Source organism: Haloferax sp. SDI50 (genome assembly GCF_059802635.1).
The window spans coordinates 2,570,466-2,596,877 of sequence record NZ_JBPULL010000001.1 but is presented as its reverse complement, the minus strand read 5'-3'; the positions used below and the strand labels follow the sequence as shown (position 1 = coordinate 2,596,877).

The following is a 26,412-nucleotide window of genomic DNA, read 5'->3' as shown; positions in this document are numbered from 1 at the left end:
TCGGGTCTGTCTCTGTGGTCCGTCGTCAGTCATACACTAATCAGCGCTCCTGCGAGCGACGAGGTCGCGACCGCCATCAGGGAGCCAACCCAGACGAGCATCACGAAGTGGAGGTACGCGTTCGCCTTGTGCCCCCCGTCGACCATCCGAATCATGAGCGACGACAGGAGGGCGTTGAACAGGATGATGAGCGTCAGCATGTACTCGATAAAGGGCACGTCGTAGACGCCGGCGTAGATGAGCGTCCCGAACTGGAGGCTGTCGAGGTTCATCTCCGTCGAAAACGACGCGAGAATCTCGACGACTTCCAGCCCGATGAAGAAGGCGAACGACGCGGAGGCCGTGATGCCGTAGAGGACGCCGATGAGGGTCACCGTCGACTGCTTTCGCTGCCGGCGGAGCTTGATAATCTCGTTCATGTTGCGGCTGATGAGTTCACCGAGAAGCTTCGGCTTGCCACCCATCGACCGGCCGACGTTGTACATCTCGGAGAACTTCTGGACGAGGTAGGAGTTCGTCTCCGCGGTGAAGAAGAACCACGAGCGGTCGGGGTCGAGTCGCATCCGAAGCCGCGTGTACAGCCGGGCGATTTCACGCGAGAGGACGCCGAAGTCCTTCGTCTTGAGCGTCTTCAGGACGGCCGTCGTCGTGCTCTGTTTCGCCGTCTCCGAGGCCCCGAGCGCCCGGATGAAGCCGGGGTACTCCTCGTCGCGCTCGCCGATGCGTTTCTCGTGGCGGCGCGCGACGATACCGGGGACCGCGAGCGGCGTCAGCGGCGTCGAGATGAGAAGCGGAATCGGGAGCTCAATCATGATGGGCCGAACCGTCGCGCCGACGGGGGTCAGGTTGAACGTGCCCAACGCGAGCACGAGCACCATCGTGATAGAGAGGCCGACCGCACCGTACAGCGTGATGTCTATCTGCCGGTTCGCCTTCGTCCGGTACTCCCGCTGGTGGTACCACAGCGGGTCGTGCGGCGACATCGTCCGGATGACGAAGTAAAAACCCAACTGCACGAAGACGAACAGCACGATGACCGCGCCGATGGTCATCGTCGCGTCGGTCCCTGTCAGGATGGGGAGCACGATGGCGTTGATGATGGCGAACGTCATCGACAGGATCATCGAGAGGTAGAGGTCCTTCATGACCTCCAGGTTCCCGAGGGCGCTCTCGTAGACGGTGATGTACTTTTGAATCATCGCGTTCTGCTCGCCGAGGAGGAAGTCGTCGATGCTCTGCCCCGCGTTGATGGAGTACGCGAGCCGGTCGAGGAAGTCAGCGAGCGGCTTCGACGGAACCTCCCGCGCCCGGCGCTGACAGGCGTCGTCGAGCGACTGGTTCCACGCGTCGACGAGCTGGACGATGCGGTTCATCTCGGTCGCCAACTCGCCGTATTCCTCTTCGCGCGCGAGCGTTCGGAACACGGCGACGCGGTCGATGTTCGTCGTCGAGAGCACGGTCATGTGCGTGATAAGCAGGTGCAGTTGGTTCTCCAAGCTGCGGCGCGTCTGTTCGACGAGGAGCCGCGGGTAGAGGACGGCCCCGCCCAAGAGCAACACGCCGAGGAGGAACACGGGGATGCGGACGAGGAGGGGAAGGGGAAGCGCGATGGCACCGGCCACAGAGAGGAAGAAAAACACGATGGCAGGGCCGAGCACCGCGAGCAGGTACCGCGGCAGCTCCATCGGCATCTGCTCGTACGACTCGATGATGTCGCTGATGAAGTCCCGGACCTGCACCGCCTGCATCGACGTGCTCTGTTCCCCTGCCATCTCGTTACACCCTCGCCATGTCGAACGGCAGTCCTTCGACGCCGTCGCGCTGGTAGTCCTCGATGAGCTCGTTCACCTCGTGGTAGCCGAGGACGTTCTCCTGAATCGCCCGGCGGACGAGTTCGGCGCGGAACTGGATGTCGTCGTAGATTTTCCGCGTGTCGTCGTAGCCGAGGAGCGTCGCCACCTTCTGTTCCATGATGAAGGAGTTGTTCATCCCCTGGAAGACGATCTCGTCTTGGACGGGGTCCCAGTAGAACGCCTCGCGGGTGACGACGCCGCCCATCTCCTTCGAGTAGCCCTCGATTTCTTGGACGCTCGTCACCCGGCGGAGGATGTCGTTGCCCCGGCGGACGCGGTTCTGGAACAGCGCGATGTCGCAGTTGTCCATGAACGTCTCGGGGACGTTGATGGGGTCGCCGGTGAAACGCTGAATCATCGAGACGATGTCGGACGCGTGGAACGTCAGCATCACCGGGTGGCCGGTCTGGGCCGCCTGGAACGCCATGCGCCCCTCCTCGCCACGGACCTCCCCGACGATGATGTAGTCGGGGCGAGAGCGGAGCGCGGCCGCGACGAGGTCGAACATGTCGACTTCGGAGTCGGAGCCGCGGCCCTCGCGGGTGAGCAGTTGCTGCCACGTGTCGTGCGGCGGGAGCACCTCGGCGGTGTCCTCCGCCGTGTAAATCTTCGAGTCCTGCGGGATGAACGAGAGGATGGCGTTGAGCGTCGTGGTCTTGCCCGACGCCGTCTCCCCGACCACGAAGATGGTTCGTTCGTTCTCCAGCGCGATCCAGAGGTACGCGGCCAACTCCGGCGAGAGCGTTCCCCACTTCGTAATCTGGAAGATCGAAAGCGGCACGTCGTCGCCCTGACGGATGGTGAGCGACGACCCCTTCAGCGACACGTCGTCGGAGTAGATGATGTTGATACGCGAGCCGTCGGGGAGCGTGGAGTCCACGATGGGGTGGGCGTCGGAGACGGGGTCACCGATTCGTTCGCCCATGTTGCGGAGCCAGTTGTCGAACTGCTCCGTGCTGTCGAACTCGACGCTCGTCTCCAGGAGGCCGAACGTGCCGTGGTCGACGTCGACCTGGGCGGGACCGATGACGTGAATGTCCTCGTTCTCCGGGTCGCGCATGATGGGTTCGAGCGGCCCGAGGCCGACGATGTCGCGGACGAGCCGGTACTGTATCTTGTCGTACGTCGTCTGCGAGACTTCGATGCCGGCCACGTCGAGTCGCTTGGCCACGGAGCCGAGCGGCCCGCGGTCGTCGCCCTCGATGTGGACGATTTCGGAGAGCAACTCCTCGATGCGCTCCTCGTAGTCGGCGCTTTCTTCGGGTGCCGGCTTCGAGACGCTGCGTTCGAGCAGTTTGTCCTTGACCCGGCCGAACACCTCGAGTTCGTCGTCGTCCATCTCGGGTTCGATGGTGTAGTACTTCGTCGTCTCGCCGAAGTTGCCGTATATCTGGCAGAACACGGGGCCGCCCAGCGGGTAGATGATGTTCGGACGCCGGGACTCGTAGTCGCCCGGCTCGTCGACGAGCATCGGGAACTCGCCGGTAATCTGCCGGAACCGCTTGAGGTGGTCCCGCAGGTGCGGCCACTGCATCGCGAGGCGCTTGAGGTCGTCCGACAGCCTGGCGGAGCCGTGTTCGGTCGCCATCTACGCCACGCTCCTCGACTCGATGACGAGCCCGATACCCGACCGGACCGAGAAGCCGACGCGGTCTCCGACCTGCTGGCCCATCCCCGCGAAGCGCTTCACGAAGATGTTCCGGCGAACGTCGTTGCCGACCTCCACCATCTCCAGTTCGAAGTAGACGTCGGCGATAGAGCGGAACGGGCCGATAGAGCCCTCGTCGACCGACGACGGGTCGACGGTGATGATGATGGTCTTGCCCTTCGTCGTCAGCTCGCGGAAAAACGAGATGATTTCGAGGGCGGCCTGCCGCTCGTCGTTCTGCCGGACCAGCGCCTCGAACTGCGGGTCGTTGCGCAGGATGGCGTCGAACGTGTCGATGATGATGACGTCGGCGTCCCAGAGCGTCTCGGCGTCCATCAGCCGCCGGAGGAGCTGTTTGCGCTCCTCTTGGCTGCTTCCGCCGGAGAGCGCGCCGCTGCTGTCGATTTCGGCCTGAAGGAACAGAATCTGCTCGTCGAGCAGATGCTTGACGATGTCGTACGAAAGCGAGTGCATCTGGTCGAGGAAGCCGCGGACGCCCAGCTCGGTCGAGACGAGCGTCACCACCGTTTCCTCGTCGCAGAGGCCGTAGCTGAATCGCTGCGACAGCACGCTTTTGCCGGCGCCGTAGTCCCCTTCGATGAGGACGATGGCACCCTTGGGGATGCCGCCGCCGAGTTCCTTTTCGAGACGGTCGTGCCCGGATAGCCCGAGAGAGAATTGACTGCTCATGGTACGCGGAATTCGAACACCTCTTCGTCACCGTCGACGACGATGGTCATCCGGTAGTCGCCCGAACTCAGCGCGATGTCCGTCACCGTGAGTTCGATGACGTTGCTCGGCCGCCACTCGGTGCCGTCGACGACGTTCACCGTGACGTTGGTCTGATACTGTCCGCCGACGATGATATCGAAGCCGCCGCTGGCCGCCGGGAGCGTCCTGAGGCCGGTGTTCTTGACGTATATCGAGAGGTTGTCGCTCCCGCCGTCGTAGACGCCCGCCTGCGGGTCGCTTATGACTTCGATGTCTGTTCTGATCTCTGTGCTCACGTCGCCGCCGCGCTCGTCGAGCGAACTGCTGATACCGGTCACGGTGTCGATGAGGACGCCCGAGACGCCGGCGGCGACGACGATGCTGGCGATGAACAGGATGAGGCTCGGAACGGAGATGTCGGCCATCTAGCTCACCGCCTCCGTGGCTGCGACGCCGCTTCCGGTGACGACTTTCACCCGTTCGGGGGTCGGGTCGACCCCTACGACGAACGAGAGGTTCTCGCCGGCGTACCAGAGGTCGGTTCCGGCGTCGCCGTCGACGCTCGCGTTGGCCGACGGCACGTCGACGTAGGCGTTGTCGACGAGCAACGTGGTCTCGCTCACCGAGAGCGTCTCCGAACCGACGTTCGTCAGGTTCACCGTGAGGCTCGTGTTGTTCGTGTCGTAGGTCGCGTTCGTGACGGCGATGTCCGTGTTCGTCCGTTCGAGCGCCCGCTCCGCGTCGGCGTCCTGCGCTTCGAGTACGTTCTCCGACGCGTTGGATGTCGCCGTGTACAGCGTTCCCGTGGCGATGAGGACGCCGAGGAAGATGATGGCGGTCGAGCCGCTAACACCGAATCCCATCGAATCTCCCCCCGTAGGCGACCAACTCCTCGTACAGCTGTCCCCGCGGAACGTCCTCCGCAAGCCGGCAGACGTACGCGAGGCTCGTCTGGTGGTCGTCGATGCGGAGTTCGTGGTCGTCGGCGTCTTCGACCGATGGCGCTATCTGTCCGACGTGGGCGTTCAGTTCGCTTTCGACGGCGCGCGATATCCAGTCCTGCTCCCGATACTGGCGGAGCGCACGCGACGCGCCGAGCGCGCCGCCGACCGCGACGAGGTGTTCGGCCCACTCGAGGACGAGCACCTCGGAGACGTAGTTCGACGGGAGCGTCGTCAGGTAGGCGTCGGACTCCTCGACCGACGCGGACGACTCGGGTTCCGCGACTGTGCCGTCCTCGTCGTCGTCCGACAGTTCGTCTTTGGTTCCCGCCGCGGTGGCGTACTCGGCCTCCAGTTCGTCGAGCGTCTTGCGGACGTCGCCGTCGGCGTCCTGCTCGCCGTCCTCAATCTCGGGGGCCGGGTCGGTCTCGGATTCGCGGTCGGATTCGTCGGACACCATGTCGCCCGGCTCGTCGTCTTCCTCCGCGTCGTCCGCCGTCTCGGAGTCGAGCGGGTCGGCGTCGTCGAGCGCTTCGTCGTCCTCGTCTTCGAGGTCGACCGCCGCGTCGTCGAGGTCCGTTTCGGCGTCGTCCGCCGCCGCGTCGTCCTCATCGTCCCAGCCGTCGCCCTCCTCGTACTGTTCTTTGAGGTCGTCGAAGCTCGCGCCGCCCGCACCGCCCGCGTCGTCGGTCTCGTCGGCTTCGCCGTCCTCGTCGTCGAGCACGTCCGCGGGGCTCTCGCGCTCCGCTTCCGCGAGTTCGTCCTCCGCGGCGAGCTCCGCTTCTTTCGCGCCCTCCTCGGCGTCGAGTTCGCCGAAGTCGTCGTCGAAGAACGACTCGGCGTCGGCGTTCGCCACCTCGGGGTCGAGATGCTCTTCGTCCTCGGCTTCCGCCTCGAAGAGGCCGAACGCGCCGCCGCCGTCGAGGCCGCCCATCTCGCGGGCGTCGTCGACGAACGGGTTGATGCCGCGGGTGACCATCTCGTAGATGTCGAGCAGTTTGCGAATCGTGTCGTCGAGCTCTTCGACTGTCTCACCGATCTGTTTGTTCTCTTCGCGGACGGTGTTCATCCCCGACGAGATGGCGCTTACTTCGTTCTCGAGTTCGCCGACGCGATCTTCGAGCTCTGCGAGTTCCTCGCTGTTGTCGTCACCGAATCCGCCGAATTCGTCGTCGTCGAATCCGTCGTCGAGGTCGTCGCCGAAGTCACCAAACTCGTCGGAGAGGTCGTCGATTCCCTCCTCGAATCCAAGTCCATCGTCTGATGACATATGTTGTTCTTCCGTGTCCGTTTCGTCCCCGGCGTCGGCCGTGTCTTCGTCGTTCTGCCACTCCATCATGCTCGCGGCGAGCACCTCCGCACCGTCTGCGGGGCGATTCGTTCGAGCGACGGCCTGTCACCCGGCCGAGCGGCGAACCGGCCGGGGAGGTCCGACGCACTCGGGGGAGCAGGTAACATTGGTGCAAGGTACGTAAGTCGGTACAAGAAAGTTCCCGTCCCGTTATCAGTCCCGATATTTTCGCGGCCATGAATTTCTGTGCGACGAACGTGTAATAAAAGTCAGACGACGGCGTAGCGGCGGTAAGAAGAATTATCCGGCGTCGGCACGGACATTCCCCCGACAGCCAACACCCGTTTCAACACAACCATGACAGAACTAGTCAAGACCGGTGTCGAAGGACTCGATTCCATCCTGAACGGCGGTATCGTCAAGAACGCCGCGGTGCTCATCAGCGGCAACCCGGGGACAGGGAAGAGCATCCTCGGCCTCCAGTATCTCTACAACGGCGTCGACCAGTTCGATGAGGGTGGCCTGTATCTCACCTTCGAAGAGACGGAAGACGACATCCGCGAGGCGGCCGAGTCTATCGGCTTCGACCGCTGGCACGAGTACGTCGAGTCCGGCGATATCAAGGTCTACGACAAGCGGACGCTCCTTCGCGACGGCGACTTCTCGACGACGCTCGACCGCATCCTCGGCGACCTCCAGGACACCAACTACGACCGTCTCGTCCTCGACTCGCTGACGATGTTCCAGCTGTTTTTCGACGACGAGAAAGAACAGCGTCAGTATCTGTTGAAGTTCATCGACATCCTGAAAGACAGCGGTCTCACCTCGCTTCTGACGACCGAGCAGTCGGCCATCTTCCCCGAGACCGACATCGGCCTCGAGAACTTCCTGACCGACGGGAACATCTACCTCATCCAGAGTCCCGCGGGCGCGACGAGCAACCGCTACATCTGGGTCGCGAAAATGCGCAAGCAGAGCATCAAGAACTCCATGTTCCCGCTGGAAATCGCACAGGGGGGTATCAAGATATACGAGCAGGCGGCCGGGTTCTCCATGGTCGGGGAGTCGCCGCCGTGGTTCGGCGAAGAGACCGAGTAACGGGTCGGTCCTGAAGGCCGGTTGTCCCGGTCTCGCTGCGCTCTTTCTGTTTTCGCCGTCGGGCTCTTTCGACTCGCTCGCACACGAGAACGCGCCCGACTCGTCGATTTGTTCGTGTTCGTCTCACCAGCTACTGTCTCCTTGCAGTTCGTCTCGGCTCATCGTCGCGACTCGGTTGCGGCGTTGCCCGTCACGTGAGCGCCGCGACCGACAGCGTCACTCGGCCGAGTCGCGCTGTGGGCCGTACACTCCGAACAAACGACAGCGCTGCCGCTCGGCAGTCGGCGTCGATAAAATGAAAGGAAAGTTTCGGTGCCGGGTTACAGTTCGACGGGTTCGCCCTGCGTCTTGCCGGCGAGTTGCTGGGGCATCGTCAGGATGACCTGCGTCGTCCCGCCCGTGCGAGAGGTGATTTCGAGGGTGACCTGCTCGCCCGTCGAGAGACCGCCGGTGAGGTTAGTGTCGTCACCGTCGCTGGTTTCGATTGCGGCCGTGTCGATGGTGACCTCGTAACGGTCGTTCATGCTGTTGAGGACGCCGAACGAGCCGTCGTCGTCGGTGACTTCGGAGAGGCCGAACTCGTCGCTGTCTGCGACGCCTTCCGCGGAGTCGTTCGTCGCGGAGTTCGCTCCGGACGTCACCGTCTGGTTGGTCAGGGTGACGACGCTGTCGCCGCTGAGGTACTTAATCGAGGTCTCGTTCATGTCCACCGCGTCGGAACCGGCGGCGAGACGAACGGTGAGCGTGATGTTGTCGATGTCCTCTTCGCCGCCGACCGTGCCGTGCGTGTTGAGAACTTCGACGCGGTTGGTGACCTTGTTCACGGACTGCTCTCCGGCGTCTTCGGCAGTCGCCTGCAGGAAGCCGGCCGTGTTCACGAGGACGCCCGCCGCGATTGCGGCGACCAGAACCATCGCGATGAAGACGATGAGCGTACCGATACCGACCTGACCGCGGTCGTCGTCAGTGATGTTGTTGAACATTTGAATCTCCTCAGAGCGCAATGGGGTCGTTGTTGTCCTTGCCGGCGAGTTGCTGGGGCATCGTCAGGATGACCTGCGTCGTGCCACCGTTGCGGCTGGTGATGTCGAGCTTGACGGTCTGACCCGTGGCCGTCCCGGTGGTGTTGGCACCCTCGACCGTGGAGGTGTTGATGACGATCTCCGCGCGGTCGGACTGCTCGTTGAGAACCTCGAACGAGTCGTCCCCGTCTTCGAGGACGCCCGCGGTGAAGTTGTTCCCTGTCGTCAGGTTAGCCGGGTCTGCCGTGTCGGAGCCGGTGACGGTGTCGTTGTAGGTAAGGGTTCGCGCGGTCGTCTCACTCAGGTACTTGACCGTCGTATCTTCGAGAGAGACACTCCCCGAACCGGCCGCGAGGCGGACCGTCAGGAAAATCTGGTCGACGGTGCGTTCCTCGCCGGTCTTGTTAACCAAGCCGTGGGCGTTGACGACGTCGACGCGGTTGGTGACCTTGTTCACAGATTGCTGTCCGGCGTCCTCGGCGGTGGCTTGCAGGAAGCCAGCCGTGTTCACGAGGACGCCCGCCGCGATTGCGGCGACCAGAACCATCGCGATGAAGACGATGAGGGTCCCGATACCGACCTGACCCCGGTCTTCGTTGATGTTTTCGAACATAGATTTCGTGGGTTTGGTCCCACACTCGGTGGGGAGCGGGGAACCGTCACTCGTCAACTTGGAGAGGTCCTACATAACGCTACGGCCCTCACTATCAAGACTGATATCGGAGGGTCGGTGCGTCAATACGTAAAATTCTCCGCGCGCTCACGCGGGCGATCAGCGAGCGCTCGTCTCAGAAAACGTAAGAGAAGAGTCCGGAGTCGGAGCGGTTCAGTCCTGCGTAATCTTCCGCCACACGTCGTCGAGTTTGTTCTTCACCTCCGGGCGTTCGGTCACGCTGACCGTGTAGTCGTCGCCCTCAAACCGAACGACGATTTCGTCGACTTCACGGCGGTAGACGTTCGTTCGTCGGTGCTCGTCGGAGAGAACCCGGTCGTGCAGTTCGAGGAGGCCCGCCGCCGTCAACTCCTCGATCCGGCGATAACAGGTCGCGATGGGGATGTCCAACATCTCGCTGAACTCCTGTGCCGAGTGGGGTTCGTCCGCGGCACGGAGGATGTCAGGGTTGTATTCGTTTCCCAGTGCGGAGAGGGTCCTGTCAGACTCCATAGATGGAGATTTATCAGGACGCGCGGCTTGTCAATGTGTTGGTTGGCTATCTGCCACGTTCTCAGTCATAGTAGTGAGTCCGCCACGGACGGTGACGATGGGATTATATGCCACGGCACCGAGCATTCGTCGATGGACGACGAGGACGAACGTCCCCCCAATCATCCGCGGGAACAGGGGGTCGTCGGGACGGACGAACTCGATATCAGCCGCGACGAGCACGTCGCGGCGCTCGACACGGGCCGGTACGTCATCTCGACCGGGGAGGCCAAGCCGCCGGCCGCCGACGCGGCAGACGACGAGAGCCAGCCCTCCGATTCGGGTGAGACCACAGGGTCCGATACGGAGACCTCCGGCGAGGGCGACGAGCGCGACGAGGACGCCGCGGCTCCCGAACTCGTCCTCCCGAAAGACCCGAAAAAACGGGCCGTGCTCGCTCGACGCCTGCTCGCAGAGCGCGTCGGAGCGGTCCGCGCGGACCACGCGCTCGTCACCACCGCGCTCGTCGACGGCAACGTCGCTCGCCACGAGACCGTCTCCGACGACGTGACCGAAGTCGTCAACTCGTTTCTCTCGTGGTACGCCGACGCCGTCGGCAACGCCGACACCCCGCGCGACGAGGTGCTCGGTATCCTGCTTTTAGCCTCGGAGGTGCAGGTTACCTATCCCGTTCGTGCCGTCGAGGCGCTCGCGACCGCCAACGGACTCGACCGAGACGACAGCATCGGCGACCTCCTCGACGCCGTCGAAGACACCGGCGCGTCGTTCCCGCCGCGCCGACGCTGATGCGTCGGTGACGCGGCCCGGGTGGGCGTTGGAACGATAGCTGCGGTCTGCACGACGCGACGCGGGTGATTCGTCCTCGACATACCATATCAGCCTTGATAATGGGGAGGAAGGGTTTATGGTGTGATTTTCGGAAATCTGGAGGTATGGCAAGCAAGGTACTGGTCGTGGACGACTCCGCGTTCATGCGGAATCTCCTCAAACAGCTCCTCGAGGGTGAACACGAAGTCGTCGGCGAGGCCGAAAACGGGGTCGAAGCGGTGGAACTCTACCGCGAACTCGAACCCGATGTCGTCACGATGGACGTCGTGATGCCGATTCGAAACGGCATCGAAGCGACGTCCGAGATCAAGTCGCTCGACGCCGGCGCATCGGTTATCATGTGCACGTCGGTCGGACAGGAAGAAAAGATGCGCGAAGCGGTCGAGGCGGGGGCGGACGGCTACATCACGAAGCCGTTCCAGAAGCCGAACGTGCTCCAAGCTATCGCCGACGTGATTCAGGCAGAGGCATGAATCTCGACGTCCGGTCGCTCCGCACGTTCAGTCGGCTCGCCCACTCGGGCGCGGAGAAAGCCGCCGGTTCGCTGACCACGCTCGCGGGCATCGACACGTACGTCAACGTCACCAAGGTCGAACTCGGGACGAAGTCGGACGTGGAAAACGAGTTCGCCGAGCGCGACCTCGTGAGCGTCCACATCGGCTTTTCGGGCGGCTTAGACGGCCACACCGTGTTGGCGTTCTCGCCCGAGTCCGCAGAGCGGTTAGTCGACGCGTTGATGCCGGGTATCGACGCCACCGACGCCGACGGCGAACTCGCTGAGAGTAGCCTCAAAGAGGTCGCGAACATCATGCTCGGCGGCTTCATCGACGGCTGGGCCGACTATCTCGACACCACCGTCGACATCACGACGCCGACCTACGTCGACGACGAGAACGACGGCCCGCTCGACCGCGTCGACGCCGAGGGGTTCGAAAACGGCGGCGACGACGAGCACGTCCTCGTCTTCCGCAACCAGTTGGAGGCCGCGGACAACGCCATCGAGTTCGACCTGTACATGGTACCGACCGCGGCGTCCATCGGGACCATCGTCGAGGCGAGCGGCGACGATGGCGCGCTCCCGGTCGAGTCGTTCGCCGCCTTCTCCGAGATGATAAACGACGGCGCGACCCAGGCGTCCGAGGACATCACCGCGATGACGGGCATCGACACGACCGTCGAGGTGAGTCGGCTGAGTTTCGTCCCCATCGAGGGCGTGCCGATGTCGCTGACCGATGCGGTTCGCCGCGGCGTCGTCTTGGAGTTCAGCGGGACGCCGAGCGGCTACATCGCCATCCTCTTCGACGAGCCGTCGGCCGAGAACATCGCCAGTAGCCTCCTCCCGGGCATGGAGGGCGACGAGGCGATGCGCCAGAGCGCGATTCAGGAAATCGGGAACATCACGACCTCCGGCTTCCTCGACGGCTGGGCGAACGCGCTCGAAACGACCATCGACATCTCGCCGCCGAAGCACGTCCACGACATCGGGTCGGCCATCATCGACCCGCTCGCGACCGACCTCGCGCAGTCCCAAGAGTACGCGTTCCTCATCGACTCGACTATTCGAACGGACGACGACGAGTTCACCTGCGATATCTACGCGCTCCCCGACGAGACGGAGCTGCGCAAGGCGCTCAAGCAACTCTCGCCCGCCGCGTGACCCCTCCGTAGAGGAATCTCAATGCAAGTTTACACCACGGACACGCCCGCGGCCCGCTCCGGCCGAATCAAGGTCGGAATCGCCGACTTCGCCGTCTCCAGCGACGAGAGCACGCTGACGACGAGCGGTCTCGGTTCCTGTATCGGCGTCGCGCTGTACGACCCCGAGACCGGCGTCTCGGGGCTCGCACACGCGATGCTTCCGGAGGCGGACGACGGCAGCGAACCGGCGAAGTTCGTCGACACCGGCGTCGAACTCCTGATCGCAGAGATGCAGGCAGTCGGCGCGGACACCGACCGAATCGTCGCCAAAATCGCCGGGGGAAGCACCATGTTCGACTTCACCTCGGCCGACGGCGACGGCAGTATCGGCGACCGAAACGTCGCCGCGACGCGAACGACGCTCGACGGGTTCGGCATCGACATCGTCGCCGAGGACGTCGGCGGCTCCCACGGCCGTTCGCTGGAACTCGACAGCGAGACCGGCGACCTCCGCGTGCGAAGCGCGAAGAGCGGCACCCACGTTCTCTGAGCGGCTCGGCTCCTTGTCTCTCGGTCTCGGTGCGACGGTGTCGGAAACGGACCCGCACTCGCCGCCCGGACGCCGGCGACACCGACTGTCGAATGACGACGACCGAGTTCGAGCGCTCGCACATCACGATATCACGAGTGATAATGTCTCGAATAGATTTATGTCGCCTCCTTCGAATGCTTTCACCGACACGGTACGATATCGCGTGTGACATCGCGGACAGCGCGCTGCGCGCTCCGCCGCCCCGAGTCGGGGGACTCAGGGGATTCGTGCCGTCCTGAACGAGGTGACCCATGTACCTGGACCCGGACGAATACGACCCAGACGAACTTCGACGTATCGCGCGTGACGCACCACGAGCCAGACGGAACGGCGACGGTAGATTCGATGACGGCCGATTCGACGACGGCCGATTCGACGACCGCGGACCGTTCCGGTTCGATAACCCGCTTTTCGACCGGAGCCGACAGGAGGCATCCGAGGCGCTCCGGTCGAGCCAACTCGAACACCTGCTCGTCCACCAGTCCCGCGGCGAGGAAGACGGCGTCGAAAAGCCGTATCTCCGCTCGCTGCCGGACAAGTACGGCGCGGAGCGCGTCGTCTTCGACTGGCTGGAGTTCCTCGTCCTCAAAAGCGGGTTCAAGCGGGCGATGGACGCCCTCCGGTACTACCAGACGGTCGGCTGGGTCACGCCGGACGTCGAGGAGACGCTCCGGGACTATCTCCTCGGCTTCTCCGCCGACGTCGACGAACCGACCGACCTCGACGTCGACGACCACCTGCTGAGCCTGGTCTACGTCGCCCGCCTCTCCTCGATGGTGTGACGCCGACCGCCGGGTCTCGAACACGGTCTCTCCTTCCGACAACTGAGTGTATCCCATGACTGCGCGAACCACCCCGCCGAGTCCGAATCGAGTTGATACCGTATGACGAACGACGCAGCCACGGCCAACGGCACTGACGCGACGCCCGAGTCCGGCGAGCGCGACGCTCCGACCGCCGTCGGCGTCAAGTTCGGGAGCGCCCGAACGACGCTCGTCTTCGACGACGGCGACGCGACGACGACCGTTCAGGTCCCTTCGTGTCTGGTCGACGGCGAAGACGCGCTCCCCGGCGACGAACGCGTCCGCGACGACGAGGAGGCGGTCCGGCGGTCCGCTGACCGAGCGGAGTTCATGCTTCGCTCGGGCGTGCCCGCGACCGCCCGCGACGCCGAGTTGTTCGAGCGGTTCGTCCGCGAACTCTGCGAGCGACACGACCTCCCCGCCGAAAGCGCCGTCGTCTACGCGATGTCGACCGTCGACGACAGGGTCGGCCTCGCGAACTTCGGCACCGCAGTCGGTGAGTGCGGCATCGGGGGGGCGCTCACGCGAGGGCTCCCGGAATCGCTGTGCGCGTCGATTCCGGCGCTCGGTGACGGAATCGAGGCGGTCAGCGAGGTGTTCGTCGCCCTCGACCTCGGCTCGACGAACCTCGAAGCGTGCGCGTACCGACACGGAACGCGGGTGCTCCCGTTCGTCTCCGCAGAGGTGTCCGGCGACCGCGTCGACCGGCGCATCGCCGAGGCGGTCGAAGCCGAGACCGACGGGCGCGCGACTATCGACCCCGACACCGCCCGCGAGTACAAGGAAACCCACGCCGACTTCGGCGGGTTCGAACCCTTCACCGACGCGGTCGAACGCGGGGACGGAGACGGCGGCGACGGCGTCCACGAGTTCACCGTCGAACGGGGCGTGATGGAGCCGCTGGACGACTACCTCGACGACGCGGTCGCCCAACTCGGCGACTTCTTCTCGCGGCTGGCGAGTTCGCACATGAAGACCTATCAGCTCGCTCGCGCACGCCCGCTGGTCGTCACCGGCGGGATGGCGTGCATCCCCGGCTTGGTCGCAGAACTCGAATCACGCCTCGCCGCGGAGCTCGACCGTCCCGTAGACGTGGTCGTTCCCGACGACCCGACGACCGCCGCGGCCGCGGGCGCACACAGGCTCGCGGTGCGGCTCCGGGACCGAAACGCGACCTGAACACGCTCGGCTCTCGGCTCCGCTCGTTGTCTCGTTCTCGTGTTCCGCCTTTGACGCGCCGATTATGCGACTCGATTACTGCGCGGCTCAGCCCGACTCTCAGTCCGTCTCCGACTCGCCCGTTATCGTGCCGCCGTCGCTGGCGGAGGCTGCTCGGTCGGCGCTCCGGAGGCCGACGATGGCGACGGACCCCCGCGGCTCGTTCTCCGTGAACCGGAGCCGACCGTTCGAGCGGTCGATTATCCACTGGACCAGCCAGAGGCCGAGTCCGCTGATGTGCTGGAGCGGCGTCTCGGTCCCCGATTCGAGGACGGAGAGTTCGGCGTCGGGGACGCCCGGCCCGTTGTCGGCGATTCGAATCTCGACGTAGTCGTTCGAGGTCGCGCTCCGCTCGACGGTGACGCCGACCTCCGGGATGACGCGGTCGTTGTGTTCGAGCGCGTTGTCGATGAGGTGTTTGATTGCCGACTCGATGAGGTCGTCCGCGGTGACCCACATCTCGTCGGGGAGGTTTCGATGGACGATTGCCTCGGGGTAGTCGGACTCGATGTCGTCTAACTGCGCCTCGATGCGCTCGACCACCTCGACGGGTTCGAGTCCGGACGGCCCGCGGGTGAGCGTCGTGTCGATGTGCCGGGTCTGCTCGCCGAGTTCGACCAGCGACGACGCCTTTCGCTTTATCGTTCGGGCGTGGTCCTTCGACTCGGCGGGGATGCGTTCGTCGAGGAGGAGGTCGGCGTGGCCGAGGATGACGTTCATGTCGTTTCTGAGGTCGTGCCGGAGGACGCGATTCAACACTCGGAGGCGCTGTTCGTAGCGATGGCGACTCGTCACGTCCCGCGAGTTCAACACGACGCCGCCGACGGCGGGGTCGTCGAGGAGGTTGACGCCCACCGTCTCGAACCGCCGCCACGTACCGTTTTTGTGGCGGACTCTGAACTCGGCGCGCACGGGCGGGTCGCCGGAGACCACCTCGTCGAAGCAGTCAGCGACCCGGTCTCTGTCATCGGGGTGGACGAGGTCGAGCACCGGTTCACCGACGAGCGCGTCGGTCTGATAGCCGAGCACCTCGGTCATCGAGGGACTCGTGTAGGTCCGTTCGCCGTCCTCGTTGAGGACGGTGATGACGTCCCGCGAGTTCTCGATGAGCGCGCGGAACTCCTCTTCGGTGCGGCGGCGTTCCGTCACGTCGTAGAAGACGAGCAAGCGCGTCCGGTCGCGTGTCTGGTCGCCGAGCGGTTCGGAACGGACCTCAAAATAGCGGTTGGTCCCGTCGTCTTCGACGACCGCTTGCGCCCTGTCTCGACCCGCTAACACCGCCTGAACCTCGGACGGCACGCGAACGCTTTCGAGGACGGGCTCGCCGACGCACTCGGCGACCGGCCGCGCTAACAGTTCCGAGGCGGCCCCGTTCGATTCGACGATTCGGTCCTGTTCGTCGAGGACGACGACGGCGTCGCGCATCTCCGAGAGAATCGCATCGCGGGCGATGGGCGTGATATCGAACAGTTGGTGTCTGAAGAGCGCCCAGAGCACGACGACCGAGCTCACGCCGATAGAGACGGGGACCGGATTGATGCGGAACGGGAAGAAGAACTCGCCGCCGAGCGCGGCGAGCGGAATCACCCCGGCGACGAAGAGAAACCCGGCCTGTCGCCGGTGGATGTTCGAGCTTTTGAGGTACGTTCTCGCGATGACGCTCACCCCGGTGACCGCGACGCCGAACCCGTAAACGACGTGTGCGACGAGGACGAGGTCCGGACCGAGCGGGCCGAAGAAGTCAGCTCCAGGGACAGCGAACCGGTCCGGCTGCATGGCCCGCCAGGGGCCGAGCGACGACCCGAGCAGCCCGTGGGAGGCGTTCGTCAACTTGAGGGCGATAGCGACGGCGGGCTCGACGGCCAGAACGCCGAGCATCTGCGTGGAGAGGAGCTGGTCTTCGCCGGCGTAGACGAGCGCAAAGACGAGCCAGACCGTGGGGATGACGGCCGCGCCGGCCCACGCCAACTGCGCGTAGAACAGTTCTGCGCTGGGCGTCATCGGGAGGAAGAGGAACCCGTACGCCGTGGCCCAGATGCTCCCGGAGAGCGTCAACAGCGCAAACGGGAGGCGGACGCGCCGCGAGTAGCGTCGGAACCGGCCGAGAACAACGAGTGTGACGACCCCCGCAAGGATGCCCGCGGCGAACAGCGCGTACGCGTGTGGGTACTGCCCGACGCTGGTCATATGTGGGTCGTGGCTCGCATCTGTGACTCTCTTGGAACTATTCTTTCCGATGAGTGTCACATCGGAGCGATATCAAACGTGTAGCTGGTACGGAACTTAAGCGATTCGCCCCACATATCAAAATTGATAGCACACGGGGCGAAGAGAGAAATCACGTCACACCGAGTAAAACGCCCGTCAAATCAGCTTTCGACTCGTAGTCTCGTTCGGAGTTATCAACGATACCGTTCACCCACTCTCTCGGATTGAACGTTCGTGTGGCTGTCATATGTCGGACGTTCGCCCGAACGCTTAATTCGGATGGGCGCACACGCAGGGGTAGATGCCGCGCGAGCCACGTCACCCGACTGACGCCGACGGCCCGACCGGGCCCGGGCTCAGACGGAACTCCGGCGCTCGGTCGTTCGACTGGGTCGACGCACCGACGAACCGGGCGTGGAGCGACGTGGCTCACGAGCGCCTCCTCGCGACGACCGCGGCTGTCACCTCGGACGGCGAGCCGTTCCTCGACGAGATTCCGCGGACGCCGCGGGCCGAGCGCGTGCTGCTCGACTGGTGTGTCCACCTCGTCGAGCGACTCGGCGGTCGCGGCGCGCTGGAGATGGCGTCGTACTACCGCGACATCGGCTGGATAGGCGACGAGCCGCACGACACGATTCGCGAGCGCGTCGTCTCCTTTACCGTCCCCGCCGACTTCGAGGACGCGCCGACAGAAGAGGACCACGTCCGCAGTTTCTCCTACGTCGCTCGGCTGTCAGCGATGGCCGAGTCGGAGTAGTCGGAGTGAGTCACCGCCGGCTTCGACGGCCGCTCAGAGGCCGAGTTCGCGGCCGATGATGAGGTGTTGAATCTCGCTCGTCCCCTCGCCGATTTCCATGAGCTTCGCGTCGCGGTAGAACCGCTGAGGGGCGAAATCGGTCGTGTAGCCGTAGCCGCCGAGCACCTGCACCGCGTCTTCTGCGACCTCGCGGGCGGCCTCCGAGGCGTCGAGTTTCGCCAGTGCGGACTCCCGGCTCACCCGCTCGCCGGCGTCGTACCGCGTCGCGGCCTTGTGGGTGAGCAGTCGCGCCCGCTCGGTCTTGCGGTGCATCGAGACGAGTTTGTCGCGGATGGCGTCGAACTTCGAAATCGGCCGGTCGAACTGCTCGCGCTCTTGGGCGTACGATTTGGCGTGGCCGTACGCGCCCTCGGCGAGCCCGACCGAGAGCGCCGCGATGGAGATGCGGCCGCCGTCGAGCGTCTTCATGGTCTGCGTCCAGCCTTCACCCTCCTCGCCGAGGAGGCGGTCTTCGGGCACCCAACAGTCGTCGAAGGAGAGTTCGCAGGTCGGTGAGGAGTTGAGCCCCATCTTGTCCCACTCGGTCGTTACCTCGAAGCCGTCGTCGTTCTCGGGGTCGACGATGAACGTCGAGATGCCGTCGTAGCCCGCGCCGGGGTCCGTGACGGCCTTCACGAGGACCGAGCCGGCGACGTTCGCGTTCGTGATGAACTGCTTCGTGCCGTCGATGACGTAGCCGTCGCCGTCCCGCTCTGCGACCGTGTCCATGTCGCTGGCGTCGCTCCCGGACCCGGGCTCGGTGAGCGCCCAGCCGCCGAGGTGCTCGCCGGTCGCCAGCGGCGTAAGCCAGCGTTCCTTCTGCTCGTCGGTGCCGAACAGTTCGATAGGCTTCGACGCGAGGCTGACGTGGGCGGCGTACGACAGGCCGATACCGCCCGAGACACGACCGAGTTCCTCCACGACGAGCGCGTACATCAACTGGTCGCCGCCGAGGCCGCCGTACGCCTCGTCGATGGGGACGCCCATCACGTCCAACTCGGCCAACTGGTCGAATATCTCCGCGGGGAACCGGTGTTCGTCCTCGATGTCCTGCGCGATGGGCGCGATTTCTTCCTCGCAGAACTCGCGGACGGTATCCCGAATCATCCGGTGTTCGGCCGGGATGTCGAAGTCCATGCGACCAACTATCGTCGTGCCGGACATAAACTAATCGAACGACCATGAAAGACATGCGTCGCGGCCGGCGAAGGCGGCAGCCCGCATCGGGTACTCCCATCGCGTGGGAATAGGCATCCGGGTCTTTTTGCGCCGCGGCCCGACGTTCTCGTATGTACTCCCACATCCTCTTTCCGACCGACGGCAGCGACTGTGCGGACGCCGCCTTGGACCACGCCATCGAACACGCCCGCACCTACGACGCGACGCTCGTGGCGCTCTACGTCGCGGACGTGCGCGAGGTCGGCTACGCCGCGCCCGCGCTCTCGCTCGAACGGGTCCGCGAGGCGCTCCTCGAAAGCGGCGAGCAGGTGTTAGACCGCGTCGCTCAGGCGGCCCGCGAGGCCGGCGTCGAGGTCGAGACCGTCGTCACGGAGGGCACGCCCGCGAGCGAGATTATCCGCCACGCCGACGAGCGGGAGGTGGACCTCGTCGTGATGGGAACCCACGGCCGCAGCGGCATCGACCGCTACCTCATCGGGAGCGTCGCCGAGCGCGTCGTCCGCGGCTCCGACGCGCCCGTGTTGACCGTCCGACAGGACTCGGCGTAGGCCCACGAGGTTAAGCCGCCCCTCGTCTTACGGGGGTGCATGGACCTCCGTCGGCTCGTCCGCGGCCGCCTCGGGTGGCCGCGTCTGGAGACGGTCGCCCGCGAACTCGCCCGGCGATACGACCGCGACAGCCTCCACATCCGATTTCTCGAGGCGGACAACTGGCTTTCGACCCCGATGGTCGTCGACGACGAGTGGTTCGTGAAGGTCATCTCCAAACAGAACTCGCTCGTCCACGCCGTCTTCACCACCGGCCGGAACCTCGGCGCGTTCTCCAGCGGGACGGAGGGCTTTTTTGGGCATTTCGGGACGCCGCTGGAGATGGCCGAACACGAACTCGAAGCGACGAAGCGACTCCGCGACATCGGCCTGCAAGCGCCCGCGCCGGTCGAGGCGTTCGAGGTGGACGGCCTCGGCGTGCTCGTCCTCGAATACCTGCCGAACTTCCACACCCTCGACACCGCCCCGCGGGAGGAGGTCGAACGGCTCGCCCCCGAACTGTTCGCGGCGCTCGCGGAGATGCACGACAACCACCTCGCTCACGGCGACCTCCGGGCCGAGAACGTCCTCGTCCGCGAGGACGGCATCTACTTCATCGACGCGACGAACGTCAACGACGAGGGGATGCGCGACGCCCGCGCGTACGACCTCGCCTGCGGGCTGGCGGCGCTCGAACCGCTCGTCGGTCCCAAGGCGGCGGTCACCGCGGCGCTCGACTCCTACGACGCGGACGCGCTGTTGGACGCCGTCGACTTCCTCGACTTCGTCAACATCCGGCCCGACCACGACTTCGACGCCGCGTCGCTCAAAGGCGAAATCGAGAAACACGCGGCGTAGCACGCGGTCGGAAAAAAGCCGCGAACGCGGGGCGAGTCGCGCGTTACTCGCCCTCGACGCCCTCGTAGTCCGCGCCGCCCATGTAGAGCCGCGAGACTTCCGGGTCGTCGAGGAGGCCGTCGGCGTCGCCCTCGTAGGCGACGGTCCCCTGGTCGAGGACGTAGCCGCGGTCGGAGATGCCGAGCCCCTCGCGGGCGTTCTGCTCGACCATCAGGACCGCCGTCCCGAGTTCGTTCACCTTCTTCACGTCCTCGAACACCGACTGGACGATGTTGGGCGCGAGGCCCGCCGACGGCTCGTCGATGAGGAGCACTTCGGGCTCCATCACGAGCGCGCGGGCGAACGCGAGCACCTGCCGCTGGCCGCCCGAGAGCGTCCGGGCCTTCGCAGAGCGCTTCTCGTCGAGAATCGTGAACTGGTCGTACAGCTCGTCGATTCGCGCCTGCAAGCCCTCCGAGCGGGCGACCCCGCCCATCCTGAGGTTCTCGTCGATGGTGAGAGACGAAAAGACGTTGTCCACCTGCGGGACGTAGCCCATCCCGACGCGGACGAGGTCTTCCGGCTCCTCGCCGGTGATGTCCCGCCCGCTCAGCTCGACCGTCCCGGTCCACGGCTTGAGGAGGCCGAACACCGTCTTGAGGACGGTGGACTTCCCCGCGCCGTTCGGCCCGATGATGCAGACGATTTCGTCCGATGCGAGGTGGAGCGTCAGGTCGCGGAGCACCTGTACCTCGCCGTAGCCGCTGTCGACGCCGCTGACGTCGAGGGCGCGCTCGGTCACGGGCCGGCCCCCCCGAGGTACGCCTCGATGACGCGGTCGTCCGAGCGGACTTCGTCCGGCGAGCCCTCCATGAGCACCTTCCCTTGGTCGAGAACGATGATGGGGTCTGCGAGGTCCATGATAAACGGCATGTCGTGTTCGATGATGAGGAAGGTCTGTCCCTCCTCGTTGAGTTCGCGGATGAACCGCTTGATGTCGTTTGCGAGCGTCGGATTGACGCCGGCGACCGGCTCGTCCAAAAGCAGGATGTCGGGGTTCGTCGTGAACGCCCGCGCGAGCTCGACGAGCTTCATCTGCCCGCCGGAGAGGTCGGTCGACGGCTGGTCGATGAGATGCCCGATTTCGAACCGTTCGAGCAGCTCTCGCGTCTGTTCGATGTTCGCCCGCTCCTCTTCTGTCACGTCGGAGCCGGAGAAGAAAAGCGAGAAGATTGACTCGCCTTTCTGCGGGCCGGGGCCGACGAGCATCGCCTCGCGGACGGACATCCCCTCCAGTCGCCGGGGCGTCTGGAAGGTCCGAACGAGCCCCTTTCGGGCGCGCTCGTGCGGTTCGAGGTCGGTCACGTCCTCGCCGTTGACGGTGACGCGACCGGCGTCGTTCTCGTAGAAGCCGGAGATGAGGTTGAACAGCGTGGACTTGCCCGCGCCGTTCGGTCCGATCATCCCGGTGATGGTCCCGCGTTCGACCTCGATGGAGACGTCGTCGGTGGCGACGAGGCCGCCGAACGCTTTCTCCAAACCGGTCGTCTTCAGGACGACGTCGTCCTTGTCGAGGCGCGCACCCTCGTACGCGTCGTCGTTCATCGGTCGTCACCCCCGTTCGAGGAGGTCCCGCCGTCGGAGGCGGCACCGGAGGGAGACGCGCCGCCGGCACCGCTTCCGTCGCGCGCCGCCGGCCAGATGAGTTCGTCCTTCGGCGGCAGGAGCCCGTCCTGCCGGAACCGCATGATGAGGATGATGAGCCCGCCGACGAACAGCAGTCGGAGCGGGGCCAAGTCGACGCCGAGCGTCTGGATGAAGCCGATGTCGTTGAGGAATCGGGTTCCCTCTCGGATGGCGATGACGACGGCCGCGCCGACGACCGCTCCGCGGTTCGACCCGGTCCCGCCGAGGATGACGGCAATCCAGATATAGAACGTCGTCAGGGGAACGAGGTCCGAGGGGTCGATGTAGAGGTTCAGGTGGGCGTAGAACGCCCCGGCGACGGCCATGATGACCGAGCCGAGGACGAACGCCTGCATCTTGAACCGGTAGGTGTTCTTCCCGAGCGCCTTGGCGAGGTTCTCGTCGGACCGTATGGTCCGGAGGACGCGCCCCCACGGCGACCGGTGGACGCGCCGGAGGAACAGGTAGACGACGGCGATGAGGAAGACCACGATGGCGGCCGTCGTCGCAGAGTCGGTCAGCGGGAGCCACGACATGAGGTTCGGGATGCCGCTGATACCGCTCGACCCGGCGGTCCACTGCCGCTCGTTGAGGATGATGGCGCGGATGACCTCGGCCAGTCCGAGGCTGGCGATGGCGAGGTAGTCCTCGCGCAGGCGGAGCGTCGGGATGCCGATGAGCACCGCGACGAACGCGCTCACGACGATTGCCGCGAGGAACCCGAACACCGGGTGGAGTCCGAGTCCGAGCGGGGAGTTCGGCGCGGTCAACAGCGCGGCGCAGTAGGCTCCGATGCCCCAGAACGCGGCGACGGAGAAGTTGATGAGCCCGGCGTAGCCCCACTGGACGTTGAGTCCGAGCGAGAGCAGGGCGTACATCCCGACGAGCGCGATTTGGAACAGGAGGAATCGCAGCCCGACGACGCCGGTGAGGACGCCGGCGACGAGCAGCACCGTGATGAGGCCGAGCGCGGCGAAGATGCGTCGCTCGGTCGCGTCGCGGACGAGCGTCTCACGAACCCACGAGGTGACGGCGCTCATCCGCTATCACCCGCGATTCCGCTCGGGCGAACGAGCAGGATGACGACCATGATGACGAACGCGACGGCCTCCGCGTACGGTGTGCTGACCAAGGGGACGCCCAACTGGTCGAAAAGCGGGACCAGTTCGTGGACCATCCCGATGACGAGGCCGCCGAGCATCGCGCCGTAGACGGAGCCGATGCCGCCGAGGATGACCGCGGCGAAGACGATGAGCAGGATGTCGAAGCCCATGCGCGGGCGGACGAGTTCCTCCAGTCCGAGGAAGACGCCGCCGGCCGCGGCGAGCGCGCCGCCGATGAGCCACATGGCGAAGATGACCTCGCTGGTCCGAATCCCGCTGACCCGCGCGAGGTCCGCGTTGTCGGCGGTCGCGCGCATCTTCCGGCCGAGGGTCGTCCGCGTCAGCGTCAGGTGCAGCGCCGTCACGAGGACGACGGTGAGCGCCACGACGACGAGGTTGCGCGGCGTGACCGCGATGCCGAGCGTCTCGCGGACCCACGGAACCGGCCCCTGTCGGGGAACGCCGTAGCGCTCGGGCTCGGTTCCGAACGACAGGAACACGAGCGCGCGATAGACGAGCGCGACGCCGATACTGGAGATGAGAAGTCCGATGGAGCCGCTGTCCTTCACCGGGCGGTAGACGACGCGGTTGGTGACGACGGAGATGACCGCCGCCGCACCCATGCCGAACGCGAGCGCGAGGAAGAACCAAAGCGGCAGGCCGAACACGCCCGCGTCGCCCAGCATCGGTCGGAAGAAGCCGACCGAGAACAGCGCGGAGAACGCCCCCACGGTCATGAGGTCGCCGTGGGCGAAGTTCGCGAAGTCCGCGATGCTGTACACGAGCGACAGCCCGATGGCCGCGAGGACGATGATGCTCGAAAACACCACGCCGTTGGCGACGTACTGGAAGGGGCTGATTTGGAGCGGTATCACGGCTCCGGGGCCCTCCCGTGGGTCGTTCGCCGTCCGTTCCGTGCGTGCATAGTTAGCTCGTGATGTAGTCACCGAAGACGTACTCGTGGTCCTCGACGCTGTAAATCTGGTAGTAGCCCGGCGGGTCGCCGTTCTCGTCGAGGTCGACCGGGCCGCTGACGCCCTGATAGTTGATGTCGCTCGGGGAACCGCCGTCGCGGAGGATGGCCGCGGCCTCCTCGAAGTTGAAGACTTCCTCGCCTTCGGGGCGGGTCACGTCGCGGACGACCGACGCGAGCGCCTCGCCGGTGAACTCGTCTGCCGCCTCGATGGCGATGGCGGCGACCGTCACGGCGTCGTAGGCGTACGCCGACCAGACCGTCGGCGTCCCGTCGTAGTTCTCCTCGAACGCGGCGACGAAGTTCTGGTAGTTCTCCTGGTCCTGCGGGGCGCTCTCGGTGATGCCCGTCATCCCGTCCATGCTGCCTTCGGGCGTGTTTTCGATGATGGAGTCGGCGACGGTGGACTCCGCGCCGTAGTAGTCTACGGACGTGTTGTAGCCCTGGTCGAAACCCTCGTTGACCATGACCGTGTACTCGTTCGCGTACGTGAGGAAAATCCACGCCGAGGCGTCGGTCGATGCCATCTCGGTGAGAATGCCGCTGTACGACGATTGACCCTGGTCGTGCGGTTCGTTGTAGGCGACGGTGCCGTCGAACTCGGACTCGAACGTCTCGGCGAACACGTCGGACAGCCCCGTCCCGTAGTCGTTGTTGATCCACGTGACGGCGACCGTGTCGTGGCCGTCGTCGTTGACGAGGCTGGCGAGCGCCTGTCCCTTCGCGGAACCGGAGGGGCTCATCCGAAGCAGCTCCGGCCGCGTCGTGAGTTCGGGACTCGTGCTGTTCTGACTGATTTGGACGACGCCGGCGTCTCTCGTGACGCTGTCGTGGATGGCGATGGAGACGCCGGAGCCCACGGAGCCGATGAGAAGCGGGACGCCGTCTTGGTTGACGAGCACCTGTGCGCCGTTGACCCCGCCTTGGTTCGTACTCTCGTCGTCCTCGACGGAGATGTTCAGCGACGCCCCTTCGGAGCCGATACCGACCTCGTTGATGGCCGCGAGCGCGAGTTCGCGGCCGCGAGTGTTACGCTCGCCGTACGGCGCGAGCGACCCGGTGAGCGAGTCGACCATACCGATGGTGTACGACGATTCGTCGCCGCCGCTTTCCTCGGTAGTCGTGGTGGTCCCGTCGTCGCCGCCGCCACCGCCGCCGCTTTCCTCGGTAGTCGTTGCCGTGGGAGTCTCTTCTTCCCCTTCGAGACAGCCGGCGGTCGCCCCGACGAGCGAGAGCCCCGACAGCTTCAGCAGCGTTCTGCGGTCCATGTCGTGTGGTGACATAACAAGCATTGCTCTCCAGCTATCGTAAATATACCTGTGACCGTCCATGGTCGGGACCCCGGACCCCGTCGGACGAAACGAGCGTTCCGTGATTATTTCAGGAATATTTTTCAGAATGATTTGGTAGGGTCTCTCTTTAGGGTACGTGTCTCACAATAGCGGGTCGTGATACCCCCCATCGCGAATAACTTCGTGGCGGGCGAGACGGCCGACGGAGCGGTCTCGCACGTCGAGTCGCTGAACCGCGACGGCATCGCGGGGATACTGAACCTGCTCGGCGAGCACTACACCGACCGGGCGGCCGCCGACGCCGACGCCGACGCGTACGTCGACCTCGTCCGTCAACTCGGCGCGACGGACCTCGATGGCTGCGTCTCGGTGAAGCCTTCGCAGATTGGTCTCGACATCAGCGACCGCGCGTTCCGGGAGAACCTCGACCGCGTCGTCGACGCCGCGGACGCCGAAGGCGTGTTCGTCTGGGTCGACATGGAGGACCACGAGACGACCGACGTGACCCTCGACGCCGTCGACGACTTGGGCCACCGGACGGGCGGGAACGTCGGCGTCTGCGTGCAGGCGAACCTGAAACGCACGCGCGACGACCTCGAACGCCTCGCGGAGGTACCCGGCAAGGTCCGCCTCGTCAAGGGCGCGTACAACGAGCCGGCGTCCATCGCGTACAAGGAGAAGTCGAAGGTGGACGAAGTGTACAAGGAACTCCTCGAATACATGTTCACCGAGTTCGACGACGGGGTGGCGGTCGGCAGCCACGACCCGCACATGATCGCGCACGCCCGCCGCCTCCACGAACAGTACGGGACGCCCTACGAGGTGCAGATGCTCATGGGCGTGCGCGAGGACGGCCAGCGAGACCTCGCGGACGCCGGCATCGAGACGTGGCAGTACGTCCCCTACGGGGACAAATGGTTCTCCTACTTCTACCGACGCGTCCGCGAGCGGAAGTCGAACGCGCTGTTCGCGCTCCGCGCCGTCGCCGGTATCTGAGCCGAGA

General features: G+C 65.1%; 27 protein-coding genes. 11 read left to right on the top strand and 16 right to left on the bottom strand.

Going from position 1 to position 26,412, the window contains the following annotated elements:
• Positions 1-29: 29 nt before the first annotated feature.
• Genes arlJ through ACSR87_RS13690 form a run of 6 tightly spaced genes read right to left on the bottom strand, consistent with a single transcriptional unit; the run spans position 30 to position 6,507 of the window.
• A complete protein-coding gene (gene arlJ / locus ACSR87_RS13715; protein WP_006600393.1) occupies positions 30-1,772 on the bottom strand; it encodes an archaellar assembly protein ArlJ/FlaJ in 1,743 nt (580 codons plus the stop codon).
• A 4-nt stretch (positions 1,773-1,776) separates the two neighbouring features.
• Positions 1,777-3,441 carry an archaellum flagellar ATPase motor FlaI gene (flaI, locus tag ACSR87_RS13710; RefSeq protein WP_004043725.1) on the bottom strand — a complete coding sequence of 555 codons (1,665 nt, stop codon included), beginning with the start codon at positions 3,439-3,441 and terminating at the stop codon, positions 1,777-1,779.
• Positions 3,442-4,191, bottom strand: a complete 750-nt coding sequence (gene arlH / locus ACSR87_RS13705) for an archaellum protein ArlH (RefSeq protein WP_004063732.1) — start codon at positions 4,189-4,191, stop codon at positions 3,442-3,444.
• The gene (gene arlG / locus ACSR87_RS13700) at positions 4,188-4,637 is read right to left on the bottom strand and encodes an archaellum stator protein ArlG (RefSeq protein WP_004043727.1); all 450 of its coding nucleotides are present in this window, start codon (positions 4,635-4,637) and stop codon (positions 4,188-4,190) included. Before arlG ends, arlH begins: the two co-directional genes overlap by 4 nt.
• Positions 4,638-5,075 (bottom strand): archaellum stator protein ArlF, encoded by a 438-nt coding sequence (gene arlF, locus ACSR87_RS13695; RefSeq protein ID WP_008573863.1) that lies wholly within the window; start codon positions 5,073-5,075, stop codon positions 4,638-4,640.
• Positions 5,059-6,507, bottom strand: coding sequence for a flagella accessory protein C (locus ACSR87_RS13690; RefSeq protein ID WP_498530839.1), 1,449 nt, complete (start codon positions 6,505-6,507; stop codon positions 5,059-5,061). Before ACSR87_RS13690 ends, arlF begins: the two co-directional genes overlap by 17 nt.
• 294 nt (positions 6,508-6,801) lie before the next feature.
• On the opposite strand from ACSR87_RS13690, the gene ACSR87_RS13685 reads away from it, so the two are divergent.
• Positions 6,802-7,542 carry an RAD55 family ATPase gene (locus ACSR87_RS13685; RefSeq protein WP_058567280.1) on the top strand — a complete coding sequence of 247 codons (741 nt, stop codon included), beginning with the start codon at positions 6,802-6,804 and terminating at the stop codon, positions 7,540-7,542.
• 320 nt (positions 7,543-7,862) lie between these two features.
• Here ACSR87_RS13685 and flgA2 read toward each other — a convergent pair whose 3' ends face one another.
• The 3 genes from flgA2 to ACSR87_RS13670 form a co-directional block, all read right to left on the bottom strand.
• A complete protein-coding gene (flgA2, locus tag ACSR87_RS13680; RefSeq protein WP_049896094.1) occupies positions 7,863-8,525 on the bottom strand; it encodes an archaellin A2 in 663 nt (220 codons plus the stop codon).
• A gap of 10 nt (positions 8,526-8,535) precedes the next feature.
• Positions 8,536-9,177 carry an archaellin A1 gene (gene flgA1, locus ACSR87_RS13675; RefSeq protein ID WP_004063740.1) on the bottom strand — a complete coding sequence of 214 codons (642 nt, stop codon included), beginning with the start codon at positions 9,175-9,177 and terminating at the stop codon, positions 8,536-8,538.
• A gap of 213 nt (positions 9,178-9,390) precedes the next feature.
• The gene (locus ACSR87_RS13670) at positions 9,391-9,729 is read right to left on the bottom strand and encodes an ArsR/SmtB family transcription factor (RefSeq protein WP_004043733.1); all 339 of its coding nucleotides are present in this window, start codon (positions 9,727-9,729) and stop codon (positions 9,391-9,393) included.
• A gap of 132 nt (positions 9,730-9,861) precedes the next feature.
• On the opposite strand from ACSR87_RS13670, the gene ACSR87_RS13665 reads away from it, so the two are divergent.
• From ACSR87_RS13665 to ACSR87_RS13640, 6 genes are all read left to right on the top strand, one after another.
• Positions 9,862-10,515: a DUF7500 family protein gene (locus ACSR87_RS13665; RefSeq protein ID WP_498530838.1), complete on the top strand. Its 654-nt coding sequence runs from the start codon at positions 9,862-9,864 to the stop codon at positions 10,513-10,515.
• Positions 10,516-10,661: 146 nt separating this feature from the next.
• Positions 10,662-11,030 carry a chemotaxis protein CheY gene (cheY, locus tag ACSR87_RS13660; protein ID WP_004043735.1) on the top strand — a complete coding sequence of 123 codons (369 nt, stop codon included), beginning with the start codon at positions 10,662-10,664 and terminating at the stop codon, positions 11,028-11,030.
• Positions 11,027-12,214 carry a chemotaxis protein CheC gene (locus ACSR87_RS13655; protein ID WP_405310019.1) on the top strand — a complete coding sequence of 396 codons (1,188 nt, stop codon included), beginning with the start codon at positions 11,027-11,029 and terminating at the stop codon, positions 12,212-12,214. The genes cheY and ACSR87_RS13655 overlap by 4 nt, the downstream gene beginning before the upstream one ends.
• Before the next feature lie 21 nt (positions 12,215-12,235).
• Positions 12,236-12,745, top strand: a complete 510-nt coding sequence (locus ACSR87_RS13650; RefSeq protein WP_498530837.1) for a chemotaxis protein CheD — start codon at positions 12,236-12,238, stop codon at positions 12,743-12,745.
• Positions 12,746-13,038: 293 nt separating this feature from the next.
• The gene (locus tag ACSR87_RS13645) at positions 13,039-13,569 is read left to right on the top strand and encodes a FlaD/FlaE family flagellar protein (protein ID WP_004043738.1); all 531 of its coding nucleotides are present in this window, start codon (positions 13,039-13,041) and stop codon (positions 13,567-13,569) included.
• Positions 13,570-13,671: 102 nt separating this feature from the next.
• A complete protein-coding gene (locus ACSR87_RS13640; RefSeq protein WP_498530836.1) occupies positions 13,672-14,769 on the top strand; it encodes an actin-like salactin in 1,098 nt (365 codons plus the stop codon).
• A gap of 99 nt (positions 14,770-14,868) precedes the next feature.
• On the opposite strand, the gene ACSR87_RS13635 is transcribed toward ACSR87_RS13640, so the two are convergent.
• Positions 14,869-16,995, bottom strand: a complete 2,127-nt coding sequence (locus tag ACSR87_RS13635) for a histidine kinase N-terminal 7TM domain-containing protein (protein WP_498530835.1) — start codon at positions 16,993-16,995, stop codon at positions 14,869-14,871.
• A 322-nt stretch (positions 16,996-17,317) separates the two neighbouring features.
• Here ACSR87_RS13635 and ACSR87_RS13630 point away from each other — a divergent pair, with 322 nt between their 5' ends.
• Entirely contained in the window at positions 17,318-17,773 is a 456-nt protein-coding gene (locus ACSR87_RS13630; protein WP_498530834.1) for a FlaD/FlaE family flagellar protein, read from the top strand.
• 33 nt (positions 17,774-17,806) lie between these two features.
• On the opposite strand, the gene ACSR87_RS13625 is transcribed toward ACSR87_RS13630, so the two are convergent.
• Complete coding sequence (locus tag ACSR87_RS13625) at positions 17,807-18,949, bottom strand: acyl-CoA dehydrogenase family protein (RefSeq protein WP_008573844.1); 1,143 nt, start codon at positions 18,947-18,949, stop codon at positions 17,807-17,809.
• Positions 18,950-19,101: 152 nt separating this feature from the next.
• Here ACSR87_RS13625 and ACSR87_RS13620 point away from each other — a divergent pair, with 152 nt between their 5' ends.
• Both ACSR87_RS13620 and ACSR87_RS13615 read left to right on the top strand, forming a co-directional pair.
• Complete coding sequence (locus tag ACSR87_RS13620) at positions 19,102-19,539, top strand: universal stress protein (protein WP_498530833.1); 438 nt, start codon at positions 19,102-19,104, stop codon at positions 19,537-19,539.
• A gap of 39 nt (positions 19,540-19,578) precedes the next feature.
• Positions 19,579-20,376 (top strand): RIO1 family regulatory kinase/ATPase domain-containing protein, encoded by a 798-nt coding sequence (locus ACSR87_RS13615; protein WP_498530832.1) that lies wholly within the window; start codon positions 19,579-19,581, stop codon positions 20,374-20,376.
• A gap of 43 nt (positions 20,377-20,419) precedes the next feature.
• Here ACSR87_RS13615 and ACSR87_RS13610 read toward each other — a convergent pair whose 3' ends face one another.
• From ACSR87_RS13610 to ACSR87_RS13590, 5 genes are read right to left on the bottom strand one after another with little or no spacing between them, the layout of a single operon-like run.
• Entirely contained in the window at positions 20,420-21,157 is a 738-nt protein-coding gene (locus ACSR87_RS13610) for an ABC transporter ATP-binding protein (protein WP_498530831.1), read from the bottom strand.
• Positions 21,154-21,960: an ABC transporter ATP-binding protein gene (locus tag ACSR87_RS13605; RefSeq protein ID WP_498530830.1), complete on the bottom strand. Its 807-nt coding sequence runs from the start codon at positions 21,958-21,960 to the stop codon at positions 21,154-21,156. The genes ACSR87_RS13610 and ACSR87_RS13605 overlap by 4 nt, the downstream gene beginning before the upstream one ends.
• Complete coding sequence (locus tag ACSR87_RS13600; protein WP_498530829.1) at positions 21,957-23,081, bottom strand: branched-chain amino acid ABC transporter permease; 1,125 nt, start codon at positions 23,079-23,081, stop codon at positions 21,957-21,959. Before ACSR87_RS13600 ends, ACSR87_RS13605 begins: the two co-directional genes overlap by 4 nt.
• Positions 23,078-24,019: a branched-chain amino acid ABC transporter permease gene (locus ACSR87_RS13595; RefSeq protein WP_008573832.1), complete on the bottom strand. Its 942-nt coding sequence runs from the start codon at positions 24,017-24,019 to the stop codon at positions 23,078-23,080. Before ACSR87_RS13595 ends, ACSR87_RS13600 begins: the two co-directional genes overlap by 4 nt.
• A gap of 52 nt (positions 24,020-24,071) precedes the next feature.
• Positions 24,072-25,385, bottom strand: coding sequence for an ABC transporter substrate-binding protein (locus ACSR87_RS13590; protein WP_498531070.1), 1,314 nt, complete (start codon positions 25,383-25,385; stop codon positions 24,072-24,074).
• A 180-nt stretch (positions 25,386-25,565) separates the two neighbouring features.
• On the opposite strand from ACSR87_RS13590, the gene ACSR87_RS13585 reads away from it, so the two are divergent.
• Complete coding sequence (locus ACSR87_RS13585) at positions 25,566-26,405, top strand: proline dehydrogenase family protein (RefSeq protein ID WP_498530828.1); 840 nt, start codon at positions 25,566-25,568, stop codon at positions 26,403-26,405.
• Positions 26,406-26,412: the final 7 nt, after the last annotated feature.

Excerpts from the sequence above, each read along its gene's own strand:
- arlJ (WP_006600393.1), bottom strand. The coding sequence starts at position 1,772 with ATGGCAGGGGAACAGAGCACGTCGATGCAGGCGGTGCAGGTCCGGGAC.
- flaI (WP_004043725.1), bottom strand. The coding sequence starts at position 3,441 with ATGGCGACCGAACACGGCTCCGCCAGGCTGTCGGACGACCTCAAGCGC.
- arlH (WP_004063732.1), bottom strand. The coding sequence starts at position 4,191 with ATGAGCAGTCAATTCTCTCTCGGGCTATCCGGGCACGACCGTCTCGAA.
- arlG (WP_004043727.1), bottom strand. The coding sequence starts at position 4,637 with ATGGCCGACATCTCCGTTCCGAGCCTCATCCTGTTCATCGCCAGCATC.
- arlF (WP_008573863.1), bottom strand. The coding sequence starts at position 5,075 with ATGGGATTCGGTGTTAGCGGCTCGACCGCCATCATCTTCCTCGGCGTC.
- ACSR87_RS13685 (WP_058567280.1), top strand. The coding sequence starts at position 6,802 with ATGACAGAACTAGTCAAGACCGGTGTCGAAGGACTCGATTCCATCCTG.
- flgA2 (WP_049896094.1), bottom strand. The coding sequence starts at position 8,525 with ATGTTCAACAACATCACTGACGACGACCGCGGTCAGGTCGGTATCGGT.
- flgA1 (WP_004063740.1), bottom strand. The coding sequence starts at position 9,177 with ATGTTCGAAAACATCAACGAAGACCGGGGTCAGGTCGGTATCGGGACC.
- ACSR87_RS13670 (WP_004043733.1), bottom strand. The coding sequence starts at position 9,729 with ATGGAGTCTGACAGGACCCTCTCCGCACTGGGAAACGAATACAACCCT.
- ACSR87_RS13665 (WP_498530838.1), top strand. The coding sequence starts at position 9,862 with ATGGACGACGAGGACGAACGTCCCCCCAATCATCCGCGGGAACAGGGG.
- cheY (WP_004043735.1), top strand. The coding sequence starts at position 10,662 with ATGGCAAGCAAGGTACTGGTCGTGGACGACTCCGCGTTCATGCGGAAT.
- ACSR87_RS13655 (WP_405310019.1), top strand. The coding sequence starts at position 11,027 with ATGAATCTCGACGTCCGGTCGCTCCGCACGTTCAGTCGGCTCGCCCAC.
- ACSR87_RS13650 (WP_498530837.1), top strand. The coding sequence starts at position 12,236 with ATGCAAGTTTACACCACGGACACGCCCGCGGCCCGCTCCGGCCGAATC.
- ACSR87_RS13645 (WP_004043738.1), top strand. The coding sequence starts at position 13,039 with ATGTACCTGGACCCGGACGAATACGACCCAGACGAACTTCGACGTATC.
- ACSR87_RS13640 (WP_498530836.1), top strand. The coding sequence starts at position 13,672 with ATGACGAACGACGCAGCCACGGCCAACGGCACTGACGCGACGCCCGAG.
- ACSR87_RS13635 (WP_498530835.1), bottom strand. The coding sequence starts at position 16,995 with ATGACCAGCGTCGGGCAGTACCCACACGCGTACGCGCTGTTCGCCGCG.
- ACSR87_RS13630 (WP_498530834.1), top strand. The coding sequence starts at position 17,318 with ATGCCGCGCGAGCCACGTCACCCGACTGACGCCGACGGCCCGACCGGG.
- ACSR87_RS13625 (WP_008573844.1), bottom strand. The coding sequence starts at position 18,949 with ATGGACTTCGACATCCCGGCCGAACACCGGATGATTCGGGATACCGTC.
- ACSR87_RS13620 (WP_498530833.1), top strand. The coding sequence starts at position 19,102 with ATGTACTCCCACATCCTCTTTCCGACCGACGGCAGCGACTGTGCGGAC.
- ACSR87_RS13615 (WP_498530832.1), top strand. The coding sequence starts at position 19,579 with ATGGACCTCCGTCGGCTCGTCCGCGGCCGCCTCGGGTGGCCGCGTCTG.
- ACSR87_RS13605 (WP_498530830.1), bottom strand. The coding sequence starts at position 21,960 with ATGAACGACGACGCGTACGAGGGTGCGCGCCTCGACAAGGACGACGTC.
- ACSR87_RS13600 (WP_498530829.1), bottom strand. The coding sequence starts at position 23,081 with ATGAGCGCCGTCACCTCGTGGGTTCGTGAGACGCTCGTCCGCGACGCG.
- ACSR87_RS13590 (WP_498531070.1), bottom strand. The coding sequence starts at position 25,385 with ATGGACCGCAGAACGCTGCTGAAGCTGTCGGGGCTCTCGCTCGTCGGG.